Source organism: Saccharibacillus sp. JS10 (assembly GCF_024436065.1).
Taxonomy (GTDB): Bacteria; Bacillota; Bacilli; order Paenibacillales; family Paenibacillaceae; genus Saccharibacillus.
In genome coordinates this window covers 376,468-393,149 of sequence record NZ_JANFNS010000002.1, presented here as the reverse complement: position 1 = coordinate 393,149, position 16,682 = coordinate 376,468, and the positions used below count along the sequence as shown (strand labels likewise).

At 47.4% G+C, this 16,682-nt stretch carries 13 protein-coding genes; 4 read left to right on the top strand and 9 right to left on the bottom strand.

The features are described 5' to 3' along the window. Nucleotides 1-78 precede the first annotated feature (78 nt). The 3 genes from NOM90_RS07185 to licT form a co-directional block, all read right to left on the bottom strand. Nucleotides 79-1,542, bottom strand: a complete 1,464-nt coding sequence (locus NOM90_RS07185; RefSeq protein ID WP_255941005.1) for a glycoside hydrolase family 1 protein — start codon at nt 1,540-1,542, stop codon at nt 79-81. A gap of 74 nt (nt 1,543-1,616) precedes the next feature. Beyond that, nucleotides 1,617-3,554 (bottom strand): beta-glucoside-specific PTS transporter subunit IIABC, encoded by a 1,938-nt coding sequence (locus tag NOM90_RS07180; RefSeq protein WP_255941004.1) that lies wholly within the window; start codon nt 3,552-3,554, stop codon nt 1,617-1,619. Between the two features lie 133 nt (nt 3,555-3,687). Further along, entirely contained in the window at nt 3,688-4,527 is an 840-nt protein-coding gene (licT, locus tag NOM90_RS07175; protein ID WP_255941003.1) for a BglG family transcription antiterminator LicT, read from the bottom strand. 423 nt (nt 4,528-4,950) lie between these two features. Here licT and NOM90_RS07170 point away from each other — a divergent pair, with 423 nt between their 5' ends. Next, entirely contained in the window at nt 4,951-6,195 is a 1,245-nt protein-coding gene (locus NOM90_RS07170) for an MFS transporter (protein ID WP_255941002.1), read from the top strand. A 221-nt stretch (nt 6,196-6,416) separates the two neighbouring features. Here the strand turns inward: NOM90_RS07170 and NOM90_RS07165 are convergent, their stop codons facing one another. The 6 genes from NOM90_RS07165 to NOM90_RS07140 form a co-directional block, all read right to left on the bottom strand. Beyond that, on the bottom strand, nt 6,417-6,764 hold the full coding sequence (locus NOM90_RS07165; RefSeq protein ID WP_255941001.1) for a DUF4181 domain-containing protein: 348 nt from the start codon (nt 6,762-6,764) through the stop codon (nt 6,417-6,419). A gap of 89 nt (nt 6,765-6,853) precedes the next feature. Beyond that, the gene (locus NOM90_RS07160) at nt 6,854-8,689 is read right to left on the bottom strand and encodes a hypothetical protein (RefSeq protein ID WP_255941000.1); all 1,836 of its coding nucleotides are present in this window, start codon (nt 8,687-8,689) and stop codon (nt 6,854-6,856) included. After that, nucleotides 8,673-9,212: an RNA polymerase sigma factor gene (locus NOM90_RS07155; RefSeq protein WP_255940999.1), complete on the bottom strand. Its 540-nt coding sequence runs from the start codon at nt 9,210-9,212 to the stop codon at nt 8,673-8,675. The genes NOM90_RS07160 and NOM90_RS07155 overlap by 17 nt, the downstream gene beginning before the upstream one ends. A 171-nt stretch (nt 9,213-9,383) precedes the next feature. Next, complete coding sequence (locus NOM90_RS07150; RefSeq protein ID WP_255940998.1) at nt 9,384-9,704, bottom strand: thioredoxin family protein; 321 nt, start codon at nt 9,702-9,704, stop codon at nt 9,384-9,386. Between the two features lie 37 nt (nt 9,705-9,741). Further along, complete coding sequence (locus NOM90_RS07145; RefSeq protein WP_255940997.1) at nt 9,742-10,155, bottom strand: DivIVA domain-containing protein; 414 nt, start codon at nt 10,153-10,155, stop codon at nt 9,742-9,744. An 84-nt stretch (nt 10,156-10,239) separates the two neighbouring features. Continuing rightward, on the bottom strand, nt 10,240-11,472 hold the full coding sequence (locus tag NOM90_RS07140) for an aminopeptidase (RefSeq protein WP_255940996.1): 1,233 nt from the start codon (nt 11,470-11,472) through the stop codon (nt 10,240-10,242). A 221-nt stretch (nt 11,473-11,693) separates the two neighbouring features. Here NOM90_RS07140 and NOM90_RS07135 point away from each other — a divergent pair, with 221 nt between their 5' ends. The 3 genes from NOM90_RS07135 (at nt 11,694) to NOM90_RS07125 (ending at nt 16,560) form a co-directional block, all read left to right on the top strand. Continuing rightward, nucleotides 11,694-12,812 carry a GNAT family N-acetyltransferase gene (locus tag NOM90_RS07135; protein WP_255940994.1) on the top strand — a complete coding sequence of 373 codons (1,119 nt, stop codon included), beginning with the start codon at nt 11,694-11,696 and terminating at the stop codon, nt 12,810-12,812. A gap of 183 nt (nt 12,813-12,995) precedes the next feature. Then, nucleotides 12,996-14,747 (top strand): ABC transporter ATP-binding protein, encoded by a 1,752-nt coding sequence (locus NOM90_RS07130; protein ID WP_255940992.1) that lies wholly within the window; start codon nt 12,996-12,998, stop codon nt 14,745-14,747. After that, nucleotides 14,731-16,560, top strand: coding sequence for an ABC transporter ATP-binding protein (locus NOM90_RS07125; protein ID WP_370866581.1), 1,830 nt, complete (start codon nt 14,731-14,733; stop codon nt 16,558-16,560). Before NOM90_RS07130 ends, NOM90_RS07125 begins: the two co-directional genes overlap by 17 nt. Nucleotides 16,561-16,682: the final 122 nt, after the last annotated feature.

The window sequence follows — 16,682 nt, the reverse complement described above, 5'->3', positions numbered from 1 at the left end:
AGTGATATAGAGTAAATAAAAAGCCCTTTTTCGGATCATCCGAAAAAGGGCTTTTTGTGTTTTGTAGTTACATTTCTTTTAATTTAAAGATGCGCCGTTGGTTGCGATCAGGTTTTTGTACCAATCGAAGCTTTTCTTTTTGGAACGGTTCAACGTACCATTACCTTCGTCGTCTTGATCGACGTAGATGATGCCGTAGCGTTTGGACATTTCGGAAGTCGAAGCGCTGACGATATCGATTACACCCCAGACGGTGTAACCCATGACGTCGACGCCGTCCAAAATCGATTCGCCAATTTGATGAATATGTTGGCGCATGTAATCGATTCGGTAATCGTCTTGAATCGAACCGTCGGATTCAAGCGTATCTTTGGCTCCCAGGCCATTTTCGACGATAAACAAAGGAACTTGGTAACGATCATACATATCCTTGAGCGTCGTGCGCAGACCTACCGGGTCCAGATGCCATCCCCATTGAGTGACAGGCAGGTTCGGATTTTTAATCGTGCTGTACAAGTTGCCACCCGTTACGCCGTATTTGCTCGGATCGGCTGCGGCAACGAGCGACGTGTAGTAACTGAACGAGATAAAATCGACCGTGTGCTGACGCAAGATTTCTTCGTCGCCTTGTTCCATAACCAAGTTAATTTGATTTTCTGCAAAATAACGTTTTGCGATCGGAGGGTATGCACCACGGACTTGAACATCGGTGTGCAAAAGATTCAACTGATTTTCGAACTGCGCTGCCAATACGTCGTCAGGGCTGCTAGTTGCCGGATAATGGATCATACGCGCTAGCATACAACCCACTTGAACATTCGGATCGATTGCCCGCGCTGCTTTTGTAGCTAACGCGCTTGCAACAAATTGATGGTGAACCGCTTGGTATGAAGCTTCGCGTGGATTGCTTTCCCGATCCATAATCAGTCCGCCGCCTGTATACGGTTCGATAATCGTTGTGTTGATTTCGTTAAAGGTTAGCCAATATTTCACTTTGCCTTTATAACGAGTCAACAGTGTTTCTGCATAACGGACAAACAAGTCGATCACTTTCCGACTTTTCCAACCTCCGTATTCAAGCGAAAGATGAATCGGCATATCATAATGCGACATCGTCACAAGCGGTTCGATTCCATATTTATTTAATTCATCGAAGACCGAATCATAGTAGCGCAATCCTTCCTCATTCGGCTCTGTCTCCATACCTGTAGGGAAAATGCGGCTCCAAGAAATAGACATACGGAATGTTTTGAAGCCTAGCTCGGCAAACAACGCGATATCTTCTTTGTACCGATTGTAAAAGTCGATTCCATATCGCTTTGGATAACCTTTCGCACTTTTGTGAGCCATTGCTTCCGCGATTGCCTCACTGGATCGGCTCATTTGCGAACTCAGATCGGTGTAATCTTTTTTATTAACATAAGGAACCATATCGGAAGTCGACATTCCTCTTCCGCCCTGATCGAACCCTCCTTCGGCTTGACTTGCGGCAATCGCACCGCCCCATAAAAAACCAGCAGGAAACATTGTCGTTTTCGTCATGTTGTCGTTCTCCTTTTCCGTTCAATTTAGATCATTGTTAATGTTAAGATTTATGGTTGCAAAACATTTATCTCTTACACTTCGAGTTTAAGTACAGGCATAGTGACAGCGACGCTGCCGATCTCAAGAGATTCGATTACCGAATAATCCGGTGTATTGGTGACGACCATCGCAGTCGTTGTGTCATATTCTTCAGCGATCCGTTCCAGATCGAATTTCAGAATAGGATCGCCAGCTCGTACGCGTGCTCCTGATTCGACCAAAGCTTCGAAATGCTGTCCCCGAAGCTTAACGGTATTAATCCCTACATGAATAAGAATTTCTGCACCGCTATCACTATGAATCACGATCGCGTGCTTCGTCTTGAACAAATTCATGATCGTGCCGTTAACCGGCGAAGCCACAAGACCTTCCGAAGGTACGAATGCAATGCCTTTACCCATCAGTTCATCGCCGAAAGTCGGATCAGGTACTTCGGTAAGCGGAATCGAACGTCCGTTCATTGGCGATAAGATGGTTTCGTTGGTTGCCGGGATTTTAGCCGGTTCTTCGACAATCGTTACGGAACTCGGCGATGTAGCAGTTGTCGATTCAGAAGTTGTACTTGAAGTAGGCTCAGACTTTGTATTGCCCAAGTTTGCAACATCTGGAACCGCAATCTCTTCCTTGATTCCCAAAACAAATGACACGATAGTCGCGACTACAAAAGCAATTGCCATACTAGCGATTGCGTAGCCGAATGTCGGACCGATCATCGCAGGCAGACCCGGAAGACCGCCGTTACCCGCAAGAACATAAGCATTAACGCCAAAGCCCATACCGAATGCTCCGCCTGCCGCACTACCGATCATACCGGCGATAAAAGGCTTTTTATACGTCATATTGACGCCATACATCGCAGGTTCTGTTACGCCCATCAATGCCGTGAAACTTGTGGATAATGCAACCGATTTAAGCTTTTTGTCTTTCGCACGGAAAAACACCCCGAAAGTTGCGCCAGCTTGACCCATATTCGAAATATAAGTGAGCGGCAAAAATTTATCGAAACCGACCGTTGCCAAATTACTCAAGATAACCGGAACAATTGCATAGTGCATCCCTGTCATGACGATCAGTGCCATCGCACCGCCCAAAATAGCGCCTCCGACAACACCTCCGCTTGCGAGCAACCAGTTGATACCGCCAGACAGACCGTTACCAATGACCGTACCCAGTGGTCCAATTGCAATCAATGTGATCGGTACGACTACAACGAGCGTAATCAACGGAACGAACAACAATTTGACCGAAGACGGCATAATCTTATCGACCCATTTTTCCACATAAGCCATTAACCAAATCGCAAGCAAGATTGGAATAACCGTTGACGAGTAACTTACTGCGGTAACGGGAAGACCTAGGAACGACACCGGATTTCCGGAAGACAATAACGCTCCCATGTCCGGATACAGCAATGCCGCGACAACGGCTATACCGACATAGGGATTAGCTCCAAATTTCCGCGACGCGCTGACCGCAATCAGGATTGGTAAAAAGTAAAATACGCCGTCGCCGATCGCAGAAATAATACGGTACACGTCGGTATCGACCGACATCCAGTTCCATGCGACGAATAAAGCGACGAATCCTTTAAGCAGACCCGCACCTGCAATGGCTGGAAGAATCGGAGCAAATACGCCGGCGATAAAATCAAACAAACGGGAGATTGGATTTTTTGTTTTCTTTTGCGTCGAACTTTGCGTAGAAGCGGTCGTGTCTGCTTTTAAAGCAGGGTGCTGGTCAACGATCGCTCCGTAGACTTTAGGGACGTCGTTGCCGATAATGACCTGATATTGATCGCCCGCGATATTGATTCCCATCACTTTATCTAACTTTTTGAGTTCTGCTGCATTTGCTTTGTCGTTGTCTTTCAGACTGAAACGAAGGCGTGTGATACAGTGATAGACCGAATTGACATTCTCGATCCCGCCTACAGATTCAATAATTTTTTGAGCTGTTTCTTGATTGTTCATTAAAGGTTCCTCCGTACGTTAATTTGAAATGCGGACACAAAAAATACCCGAACGAATAGACGTCTCCTTATAGAGTACGTCTGGATCATTCGGGTATTGCCTGATTGAACAGTAACAAGCCCTTGTGTGCTTCTTAGTCTATTCGATTTTTCATAAGCCGTGCCAAGTGTAGCGAAAGATACAATTGTTCGGAGTGCGTCATATCATATTGATAGTTTTTGCGAATAAAACGTTCAATCTTATGGATGCAAGCAAAAGCTTCAGGATAATTCTTTTTCACGATTTCGTATAAATACTCTTCAACGTCTTCGTAACTGGAATGGGTCACAACACGCTGGCAAAAGTATTTCAGATGCGTGGTAAAACGGAAATAGTTCACGCTGTCTTCATCCAATTCCACATTGTAATGATACTTTACGATATTCATAATTTCCTGCAAAAGCTGCATAAGACGTGTAACATCATTCATCGAATCGCTCACTTCGGCATTGACGAAATGAAGCGCGATGTTGCAAATTTCTTCTTTGGGGAATTCGATATTCAATCGTTCTTTGAGTATATTCAACGCTTCTTTGGCTACATCGTATTCCGCTTTGTAAAAATGTTGAATTTCCCAAGACAACGGATTACGTATAATCATGTCGCTTTGTATACGTTGTACAGCAAATTGAATATGATCCGATAACGACACGTAAATGCCGTCGCTAATCGTTTTGCCCAGTTGCATACGAGCAAGCGTAACCACATCATCAGTTGCTTGTAAAATATCGATAGGCACATCCATAATCGTAGCTTTGAACTTTTCGTACAATACTTCATCTTGCAAACGGAATATCTTTTCGATCCGCTTCTCGTCGACGAAATCGCCGACTTTAGAATTGAACCCGATCCCTTTACCGAGAATCAGTAATTCTTGATTTTTATCATCTTCGGTACTGACGATATTGTTGTTGAATATCTGCTTAATGATCACATGTACCACCTGTTTTAGAGGATTAAGTGCCTATCCCGAAACAAAAAGCCGGGCGATCGTCCCGCCGTCTATGACGGAAGCAACTTATTTCGGGATAAGCACCAAAAAGGGCAATACCTACAATGAAAGAAGCATACGTAATAATCAGGAATCAAGTTCCAGATCGATACGTCTCAGCTATTCATCGTGGGTATTGCCCGCATTACCGGTAACAAGCCTCGCCATCATCATAGCACTAGCAAAAAAGTGAGTCAATCAAAAATCGATATTTAAAGATCTTATTTAGAGTTAACGTATAGTTGCCGGATTGCTGGACTTCACCTAAAATGATACTCATTGTGGTAAAAATATATATTTTCATACATAGGAATATTTGAATATTGTGGATTTCCATATTTGATTGGGATTTGGAGGGTTTGAGGTATGGGGGTAAAAAAAGACATGATCACTAAAAAGCCGACGAGCAACAATACGGTATATGGGGTATTGTTTGCGATCGGATTGGTGCACTTGGTTAACGATTCGATGCAATCGGTGATTCCGGCGATCATGCCGATTTTGCAAGATTCGATGCAGCTGAGTTATGGGCAGCTGGGTTGGATTTTGTTTGCGATTAATTTTACGGCTTCGATCATGCAGCCGGTAATCGGTTTGTTTGCGGATAAGCGTCCGACACCTGCCCTATTGCCGATGGCGATGGCGTCTACGCTGACGGGGATGCTGCTGCTCGCTTATGCGCCGAGTTATGCCGCTGTTATTATCGCGGTCATTTTCGTCGGCTTAGGTTCAGCGGCATTTCACCCGGAAGGATCGCGCGTCTCGCATATGGCAGCAGGATCGCGTCGAGGGCTGGCGCAATCGATTTTCCAAGTCGGAGGTAACGCCGGGCAATCTCTTGCTCCGCTGCTGACGCGGCTCATCTTTATCCCGCTGGGGCAATTTGGAGCGATCTGGTTCACGGGCATAGCGGCGATCGGAATCGTGATTCAAATTTTTATCGCTCGTTGGTATGGACGTACGCTCAAGATTGCGGCGACGACGAAAAAAACGGTTGTACGTAAAGTCATGAATCCGGCTGTACGCCGCAAAGTAACCAAAGCGATGATTATGCTGTTGCTGCTCGTATTTGTCCGTTCATGGTATGTGACTTCGGTCGGAAGTTATTACGCGTTTTATTTGCGTGATGTATTTTCCGTGAGTATCGCAGATGCGCAAATCTATGTCTTTTTGTTTCTTGCGGCAGGTGCGCTGGGCACACTACTCGGCGGGCCTTTTGCAGATCGTTTCGGTAAACGGAATGTGTTGTTCGGATCGATGTTATTTGCGGCTCCGCTGACTCTTTTGCTACCTTATGCGAATCTAATGTGGACGGGAATTTTACTGACATTGATTGGGTTTATTTTGCTATCGAGCTTCTCGGTGTCGGTCGTGTATGCGCAAATGTTGATACCGGGGCGAGTCGGAGCTGTATCGGGGCTTGTGACAGGATTGGCTTTTGGGATGGGCGGTCTTGGCGGATTGGTTCTGGGCAATTGGATTGACGCCTCGGGTGTCGCTACGGTGATGCAGTTTTGTAGTTATTTGCCGCTGCTTGGCGTGATAACGTTCTTGTTGCCGAGTGATCGTAAGTTGAATGAGTGGGCGAAGGAAAATGAAGTGGAGGATTAACTCGCTATGGGAAGCGAGACGACTGCGAGGGGAATTCGTTTCGGTCGCTTGTTGAAATTGAGAAAAGTGATTGGACTCTTAATAGGAGTTTTCTCAATTTCAAAGGCGAACGCTAACGCTCCTCTACTGAATCCCCTCTACGTCGTCTCGCTTCTAGCTACGTTGGGGGGTTATAGAAATTAAAGAAAGGAGAACTTTTGAGGGTTCTCCTTTCTTTTTATTCAACCGTAGATACCGAGCGCTAAAAACACTGTCGACGCCAACATGATCCCTGTCATCCAATACGAGACGATATATCGTTTCGAATCAAAAATATAGATGCGTTCAAATGTAGCACGTACAGCAAAAAGTGCAGTAACCAACCCAGCTATCCACACATATCCGTAAGGGGCACTCAAAAAGATCAAAAAGCCAACCCCCAATACACTGCTGATGACGATAAACCAGACGTAAGGCTTGAATCCGTCTCCGTCTATGTCCCACATTTTATCTTTATTTTCTAAAATAATACGATCTAATACCCATTGAAGGACTGCTAGACCCGCTACAATCGGAGAAATGACAAGCATGCTCTCACCTCTTTCTTCCAGATAAGGTATATACGCAAAAAAGAACGCCGAGGTCACAAAACCTTCGGCGTTCTTGATCGAGATAAAGATTAACGAATGACGACTTTCGCTTTTTTCGTAGGATCCAGCGTGCCGTAGCCGAGCATCTGGATCGCAAATTCTTTGCCTTCAGGAATGTTGCGGTACACGTCTACGCGGTGATAATTGCCTTGTTCGTCTTGAACGGATTGTTCTTCGATTGCGTTCTCGTCGAATTTGTAGACTTGACCGTCTACTTGGAGCGAGGTGCCTTCGTAAATCCACAAGCCTTCCGGTACCCGAGTTTGGAGAAATACATCTTTGCCTTTTCGGTGAACCAGGTATTGAACCTGCTTATCTTCCGCTAGCGTATCGCTTACGGTTTCTTGCTCCGCCGTCGGCGCATCGATCTTCGTCCAGTGATTGGGTTCAATATGCGCGATCCAAGCTCCGTCAAATGAAGCCGTCAAAGGTTTACCTCGGAAATCGTAGCTATCCCAATAGTCGTATGTCATTTGATCTTGCTTATCGTTTTTCGCCATACCTTGTATACCGAATTTAATAAATTCTTGTTCATTCTCGCGTTCCTGTTGTTGGATCGTGTCCGGTGTAGGATCTTGCATACCCGACATGGTGACGACTCCATCGGTCAGCGAAATATTCGCAAATCGAACAATTTCTCCGTCTTGAAGCGCACGACTTTTTTCTCCGCGATATACAGGGATCGCAATACTATAAGGATCGATTAACGCATTCCCAAGCGTCCACCCGCTTTGCGCCGTGAAGTCTCTAGCATCTTGAATCGGAACCGTTTCTGTAGGGATTTCACTTTTTGACGAATCCAATGTAAAGTCGATATTCCACGGTCCTTTGATAGCACGGACTTTCTCAGGATAACTGTAGGTCATCGTCAGATCGGACAATTGGTCTTCGGTCAACCCTTCTCGAATGACATATTCGCCTTCCCAGAGTCCATCGCTTGTTTTCGAACGATCAGGTGCCGAAAATCCCGAATAACTGATTTGTTTATCGCCTGATTGTAAGCTAATCGTACTCATGCGATCCATCGTGAACAGATTTTCATCTTCGGTATCTAACTGAGGAGCATTTGAATTAGGTAAGAATTTAACTTTCAATGTTTTCTTACTGGCATCCCAATCGATATCCGTTACTTTAATTTTAAAATCTTGATCCGGTAGCACCGTATATTCTTGACCTGATTTAAGCTTGCCTTCAATCGGAACCTTCGTATGGCGAATCATCCATAAATCCGACATTTCTAACCGATAACGATGTTCGCCCGGAGTCGAATTAAAATCTCCCGTCACTACAGATAGCGTATTTAACGTACGGTTGTTTTGCCAGTCCTCTACATTACGCACATCGCCGATATTAAATTCTGCCATTTGCATGTCTAATTTTTTACCGGTATCCAGATCTGTGATCGAAGATTTATCGAATGCAGCGATCTGAATATCTTCATCGCTAAGCCCGCTAAGCGAAACATGGAGTTTCATCTGCTCTTCTGCGTCACTTTGACCGAATCTTCGTTCTCCGCCTTGTACGACGTTGTTGACTTTGAGCACGATACCGTCCACTTCCGCTTGAGCTTCAAGCGCTTGCCCGACTGCCGATGCGCTGGCTTCCGGCTGCAAACTCTTCCAATACCCTTGTGACGCCGCAGCTCCGATCACAATGACGGCTGCCAAAGACGCATAGGCTATAGGCAATATCCAACGTTTCCGTCGATTAGAGTTAGACCTTGAAAGGTCTTCCGACGTTTGCCAACCTGATCCCCGCTTATCCGCTTCTAATCGAATTTTGTTCCACATGACATCGTAATTCGGCTGTTCTTTGCGCAAATTCCGCAGCTTGTTCTCCGTATCGTGGTCAGTAGCTCGAAGCATGATGGTCGCCTTCTTTCTTCGGCATCGCCGTTTGGTTAGGAACAACTTTTTTTAACGCCTGAAGCCCTCTGCTGATTCTGGATTTGGCGGTTCCAAGAGGTACGCCGAGCGCTTCTGCGGTCTCTGCTGTAGATAAATCTGCCATATAATAAAGCAATAAAGCTTCTCGAAGCTTCGGTTTGAGTGATTTCAATACTTCTTCAAACTCACCTGAGGTCTCGCTTTTTTCATACGATTGTTCAGGCGTTTGCGTTAAGCGCAGCGGCATTGATAACCAAAAAGCACGCTTTTCTTTGATTTCTCCGTTCGTTCGACGCCGCATCATCGAATGACATTCGTTCGCCGCGATTTTCATCAGCCAAGCTTTCAAATAATCGATACCGCTTCGATCTGCCAATAGCGCTTTGACAAACACTTCCTGACACACGTCTTCTGCATCTGCTCGGCTCCGCAGCATATATAAGCAATAATGGTATACCGTTTCTTTATACGTCTCGAACAGTTCGCGATCGTCCAATTGCACTCACTTCCTTTGCCCCTCTGTGTAGTCATGACTCGACGATAAGAACACGCAAAGACCGAAATAAGTTCCTTTTTCCGTTAAAAAATTTCAAAATAAAAAAAGGACGACACGAGGTCGCCCTTTGACTTTATGGATAACAGACACCATCCGACGCCTTTGCCACAAGCGTTGTTACTTACCGATCGATTCCAAATACTCGGAAACTTGTGTAGGCGTTTTAGCGAATTTACTGTGCAGATGCGCGATTTTTTCGCCGTTTTGGAAAACGAGCAGGCTCGGAATTCCGCGTACTTCGTTCGACTCCGCAATTTCTTGGAACTTTTCAGCGTCCATCGCGAAAAATTGCTTATCTTCGTTTTTGTCCATGATTCCGCCGATAAAACGATCCAAGTTTTTGCAGTCCGGGCACCAGTTCGTATCAAATTTGATTACGGTATAACCGTCGCCACCGATTTGTTGATTATATTGTTCCAAGCTCTCAATACGTTCCATGTGTAGTTGCTCCTCTCAATTTCGGGAAATGGTCCGTTTAATACGAATCGTTGTACGAATCGCCTGGATTTGGACGCATGCGGCGTTTTGCAGCTTGAAGCGCACGCTCCATATCCTGCACCGCTTCATCGACGATTCGGCGATCCACCAAATAATCTTGCACCTTCGCTTTTTCAGCCAATCGCGCAATTTCAGCGTCTTTCTTCTCCAGATCGTAACCTTGGCGGCGCTGAAGCGCATTGTACTTGTCGAGCAAATCCGAGATCACTTGATAAAACCGTTCATAGTCGAGGATCACGTCATCCAAAAAGGCATCGACATCTTCTTTCGTATAACCTCGCATTTTAACGGGAAAATCTTTCTCATGAATTTGCAAAGCGTCAAGCTTGATTCCAAGCTGCTTAAACAAGCGCTTTTGTTCTTCAAGTTGGCGCTGGTATTGCTCATCCATACCGATCCCTCCTTTATTTAATGTACCATATTCTGTGATTGAGTTGATGAATTTTTGATTAAAAGATTTTGCAAAACCGATTGTTTAAATACTCCATTGCCCTGCGCGGAATACCGGCTCAATCGTTCCGTCTTGCAATTCGCCGTCAATATCCAATTCAGCTGATCCAACCATAAAGTCTACATGCGTCAAACTTGAGTTGCCGCCGCGTGCCAACAATTCCTCTTGCGACAATGCGGCGCCGCCTTTCATATTGACCGGATAACAGCTTCCCAGCGCAAAGTGACAAGACGCATTTTCATCGATTCCGGTATTGTAGAATACACGGTTTAAGTTGGAGATTGGAGAATCGTCGGGAACCAAGGCGACTTCGCCGAGATATTTCGCGCCTTCGTCGGTATCAAGTAACGATTCCAAATGCTCGCGTCCCGATTGAGCGTCGAATGCGATGACACGTCCATTTTCAAAAGTCAGCGACAACTTCTCAACCAGACGTCCGTTCAGATTAAGTGGCAGCGTCGCGGTCACCGTACCGTTTACGCCTGCACGATTGGGCATCGTATACACTTCTTCAGTCGGCATATTCGCTACAAAGTATACACCCGATTGATTGGTGTCGCCGCCGCCGAGCCATAGATGATTCAGAGCCAATTCGACTTTGAGATTCGTTTCAGGTGCGCGGTAATGCAGACTTTTATAATTTTTATCATTCAGCTTGCTTTGCATGACTTTGAGCGTCTCGATATGAGTGTGCCAATTGGCTACCGCATCGCCTTCGCCGACGCGGTTCATTTGGAAAATGGTGTCCCACATCGCATCCACGCGTTCATTCTCCGGCAGATCGGCAAAGACTTTATTCGCCCATGCAACCGTCGGAGCTTTGATCAGACACCAAGACAATTGATTAGTACGGACAAAATGCTGATACCCTTTTCGCGCCGCTGCTGCCGCTTTGGTCGCACGCGCCACGCGCATCGAATCGATGCCGCGATACAACTCGGGATCGGGAACTTTGATATGCATGACCGCGCCGCCTTCGGCAGCCATTTTTTCTAATGCTTCAGCTTTGAAAGTCGGATAATAATCAAACGTATCTTCCGACGCATATTCGTAACGCAAACGCGTAGAAGCTTCGTCTTCCCATTCGATCTCGACGTATTTGGCGCCGGCTTCATACGCTTTTTTGACGACCAATCGCGTAAAATCCGCCGCTTCGATCGGAGATTGCAGATGAAGCACCTGCCCCTTCTGAATGTTGACCCCTACCTTTACGACTAACTCCGCGTATTGTTCCAGTTTTTGCGTAAATTGATCCATGTTTGCTTCCCCCAGTTGTGTATGTAAGTCGGTTCGGTTCAAGCTCTTTATTTTATCATAGTCAAAGACTGTGCAAAAATCCACTTGGTGCATCGTTTCAGGCAACTCTTTATCGATCAGAGAGTTACGCGATGTCCAGACCATTAGATTCGTCTTTACAAATTGAAGCGCTTTCTGTTATAGTCGCGGCAATCATTCACTTAGGCAAAGGAGTCTACCCCATGACGATTTTCCGTATCCTTCAACCGCACGAATTAACCCAAGCGGCTCAGCTTTCGGACGCAGTGTTTCGTCCGAATATTTCCCCTTCGATGGCGGAGATGTTTCCGCCTTTATTTGCGCCGGGCATCGTTCATTCTTACGGCGCTTTTGCCGAAGACGGCACGCTCGCCGCTTTTATGGGGCTTGCGCCTTCGAGGCTGCGCGTAGGCGGCGTAGCGTCGATCCGCGCGTTCTCGATCGGCTCGGTCTGCACCTCGCCTCATCATCGGGGTGCAGGGCTTGCCGGAAACTTGCTTGAGCTGAGCATCGCTCACGCTAAGCAAGCCCAAGCTCCGCTGCTGTTGATCTCCGGCGATCGCTCGCTGTATACAAGAGCGGGCAGCGCCGCTTTTGGGCGCGCGACCCGGTTCGCGCTACGCCCTCGTCTGCCGGAATCGTCGGCTTCCGGCGCAAGTTCATCGCCGCTGACTATCCGCGCGATGATCCCGCAAGATTTGCAGCGCATCCATACGCTGCATGAAGCCAGCCCGACCCGCTTCGAAGAAAGCGTCACCGGGCTTGGTAGCCGGCTCGGCGCCGCTGCGTATGCCGCCGTACTCGGCAACCAGCCTTTGACGCTGGTTGCGGAAGACCACAGCGGCATTGTCGCCTATGCCGCTCTAGCCGTGCCTGAAAATCGGCACGCCTCTACAAATCCAGCCACCGTCGTTTCTTACGGCGGCGCCCCTAGGGATGTCGCTGCTTTACTCGCAGCGGCATCGGAAACATTCGATTTGTCCCACTTGCAAATCGACGTCCCGTGGCAAGATCAAGAACTGCAAGCTATCCTTCGCCAACCCTATAATGAAGAAGAGCAAGTCCACAACGGCGGTACGCTATTGATCACTGATCTTCGTATTCTGCTGGATCAAGCGAGTGATCTGTGGAGTCTTTCGTGGGAAGAAGCGCTTCAAATCGACGATACCGGGAAAGTATTTGCGACTTCTAGCCGCCGTGAACTCCAGTCAACCGAAGTATATGGAATTTTGTTCGACCACACCTATACGCGTCAGTCCGATATTCCAAGTTGGTTTGAATCTATTCCGCTCCCTTCTACCTATGGTTTGCATTACATTTAATCCTCATTCCGTTTGTCTTTTGAACGTCCGGGTAATAGGTATAAGATGAAAAACAAGAGTCATCATGACGATGCAACAACGCGTCACCAAAGGCACAGCGATAGATCGTCTTTTCGATCTGCTCGCTTTGCCTTTTCGTGTCTAACTCGCCGCTGGACGGTTCGAAAGAGAGATGAATAACGATTGAAAGGTAAAGAACTGCTCAAAGATTATGTGTTCGCGCATATCCCCGGTTATGCTGTTGCGGTCTTGCTGATTGTCGTCGCCAACGTGGTGCAATCTGCACTCCCTCTTGTCTTGGGACGCTTTACCGACGATCTTCAAGCCGGAAGTCTGAATTACGATCTCGTTTCTTCCTTCGCTCTGCTGCTGCTCGGGATCGGCATTACATATGGCGTCTTATTTGGTCTAGGACAATATCAAGTGATGCGACTCGGTCGGCGCTTCGAATTCGAAGTCCGGCAAAAATTGTTCAGCAAATTTTCTACATTAAGCGAACACTTTTTTTCCAAACAAGGTACGGGCAAGCTTCTCAGTTACGTCACGAACGATGTGCAATCGGTACGGGAATCGATCTCGAATGGGGTCACGCAGACGACTAACGCGGTCGTTCTGCTCCTGTCTTGTATCGTGATGATGGTAATTGGCGATATTCCGCTATCTTTGATTCTCATCTGTATCAGCCCGCTGATTCTGATTCCGCTCATCGTCGTTCGAATCGGCCCTCAAATTCGCAAACGTTCGATGAATGTACAAGAATCGTTAGCGGGGATGACCGAATCTGCCGAAGAACAATTTGGCGGAATCCGCGTTACGAAAACTTTTGGCACGGAACAGATCGCAGGACGGCGTTTTGGAGAAAAAGTCGATCTGATTCGGAGCGCTCAATTATTTCTGGTACGACTGTCTTCTTTGTTCCAAGCGGTTATTCCGTTTCTCGGCGCTTTGTCGCTTGTGCTGGCGTTACTGCTTGGCGGTACGCAAACGTTGAACGGCACGATAACGCTCGGCAGCTTCGTTTCGCTTACCTTGTATATGCGCATCATCGTAGGGCCGCTTCAGCAGATCGGCAACGTCATCAATATGATGCAGCGCTCCGGCGCTTCGCTCGAACGGGTGAATCGTCTGATGAACGAAGAACCCGATGTGCAAAACGAAGAAAACGCACAGATCCTCGATAAGCCGCAAGAAATCCGGTTTGAACATCTAACGTTCTCATATCCGGGCAGTGCTGAACCTGCGCTCAAAGAATTGGATTTCACGATTGCGCCGGGTCAGACGATCGGTATCGTAGGACGTACCGGCAGCGGCAAAACGACGCTCGTCAAACTTCTGATGCGAATCTACGAACCGCCGCGCGGCTCGCTCTTTTTCGGGTATACGGATATTCGCGATCTGACGCTGGAAAGTCTGCGCGAACGCGTGGCTTATGTGCCGCAAGACGGCTTTTTGTTCAGTACGACGATTCGCGACAATATCGCTTTCAGCGACCGTGAAGCTCCAATCGAGAAAGTCGAGACTGGTGCCAAACACGCGATGATTTACGATAATATTTCACGCTTCCCAGAAGGATTCGACACGCAGCTTGGCGAGCGCGGCGTCACACTCTCCGGTGGGCAACGTCAACGAACCAGTCTGGCGCGCGGATTAACCAAAAAAGCGCAATTGCTGATTCTCGACGATAGTATGAGCGCGGTCGATGCGGTCACCGAAACCGGGATCTTGGACAATCTGATTCAAGAACGACACGGCAAAACAACGTTGATTATTTCGCACCGAATCAGCGCAGTGAAGCACGCGGACGAAATTATCGTATTAAGCGAAGGACAGATCGTTCAACGGGGTACGCATGAAGAATTGCTGCGCCGCGAAGGCGCTTATGCCATAATGCACCGTCTGCAAGAGGAGGGGCTTCGCCATGACGAAATCGAATAATTCACCATCAACCGATGGAACATCTACGAAAGCAAATCGTCAGACTTCTTTTGCTTCTTCGACGTTAAAATTGCTGATGGGTTACGCCAAACCGCATACCCTGGCTTTTGTCGGCGTTGCCATCTGTGCGCTACTCGGTATTTCTGCCGAACTACTGCAACCGCTGATTGTCCAGATCGCGATCGACGATCATTTAGCCAAAGGCGAAGGCGGAAGTTCGCTGATCCGGCTCGGGATTTTTTACTTGGGGATTGCGATTGTCAGCTTTATCTTTACCTATCTGCAAAATAATTTGTTGCAGTATGCCGGGCAAAGTATTATCGCTCGAATTCGCAAAGATTTATTTGGACATATTTCGAAAATGTCGATGTCGTTTTTTGATCGTACGCATAGCGGCAGTCTCGTGACAAATGTCTCCAACGATACCGAGACGATCAGCCAATTTTTCACGCAAGTGCTGCTAAGTCTGGTACGCGACGGGATGATGCTGATTCTGATCATCGTTTTGATGTTTAGTCTTGATCCACAGCTTGCTGCTTTTTCGATGCTGATTCTTCCTGTTATTTTTGTAGTCGCCGCTTTGTTCCGCTCGTATTTGAGAAGCACGTATCAACAAGCGCGGAGCCGGTTGTCTCGTCTGATTGCTTTTACAGCCGAAAACTTATCGGGCATGGGACTCATTCAATCGTTCCGTCAAGAAGACGAGCAATTAGGAAGATTCACTGAGCAGAACCGTAAATACTGGGACGCCAATCTCAAGCAAATCCGCTCCAACGTCTTGTTTAACCGAACGTTTGATATTCTAGGCAATGCGGCGCTAGTCTTGATGGTCTGGTTAGGTGGACGTGCCGTGCTGGGTCAAAGTATGGAAGTCGGCGTCTTGTATGCGTTCGTCAGCTATATCCGGCAATTTTTCCAACCGATCAACCAGATCACCATGCAGTGGAATACGTTCCAATCGACCACGGTTGCGGTCGAACGGATTCAGCGCGTGCTGCAGACTCAACCCAATGTAGGCGAACCTCTGGATACCGAACGTGTGTCATTAGATAAAACAGCCCTTCGCGGCGACGTAGATTTCCGTAATGTGACTTTCGGTTACCGCCCGGATCGCCCAGTGTTAAAAAGTCTGGATCTGCATATTCAATCCGGCGAAATGATCGGCGTCGTCGGTACGACAGGTGCCGGCAAAAGCACGCTGATCAGTCTGCTCAACCGATTCTACGACGTGAATCAAGGGTCGATCGAAATCGACGGCACCGATATCCGCAAATTCAGCCAAAGCGACCTTCATGCCGCTGTCGGATTGATCCAGCAAGATCCGTATCTATTCGCCGGTTCCATCATCGATAACGTCCGTTTGTTCCGCGAAGACATTACGCGTGAACAAGTCATCGAAGCTTGCCGGTTCGTCGGCGCACATCCGATGATTCTCAGATTGCCTAGCGGCTACGATACGCATCTATCCGAACGCGGCAGCGGCTTATCCGCCGGCGAACGTCAATTGATCTCTTTTGCGAGAATCCTTGTATTCCGCCCGAAAATCCTAATCTTGGACGAAGCCACAGCCAACCTCGACTCCGAGACCGAAAAGCTTGTCCAACAAGCATTGGCATCCGTATCCAAAGGTCGAACGACCATCGTAATCGCTCACCGCTTATCCACGATTATGCACGCCGACCGCATCCTAGTGATGCAAAACGGCGAATTGACCGAGCAAGGCACACATGCCCAATTGCTCGCCAGCGGCGGTCATTACGCCGATCTCTACCGCCACGCCCGCCAATCCGGAAGAGAACAACTTCCAAGCTAAAAGAAATCCTAAAAAGCCCTTATCCGATGTTTCGGATAAGGGCTTTTTATTGTGGGGAGTTACACTGACGCGAGAAGCGAGACGACGGAGAGATAAATTCAGTGCAGGTAAAGCATTTCGAA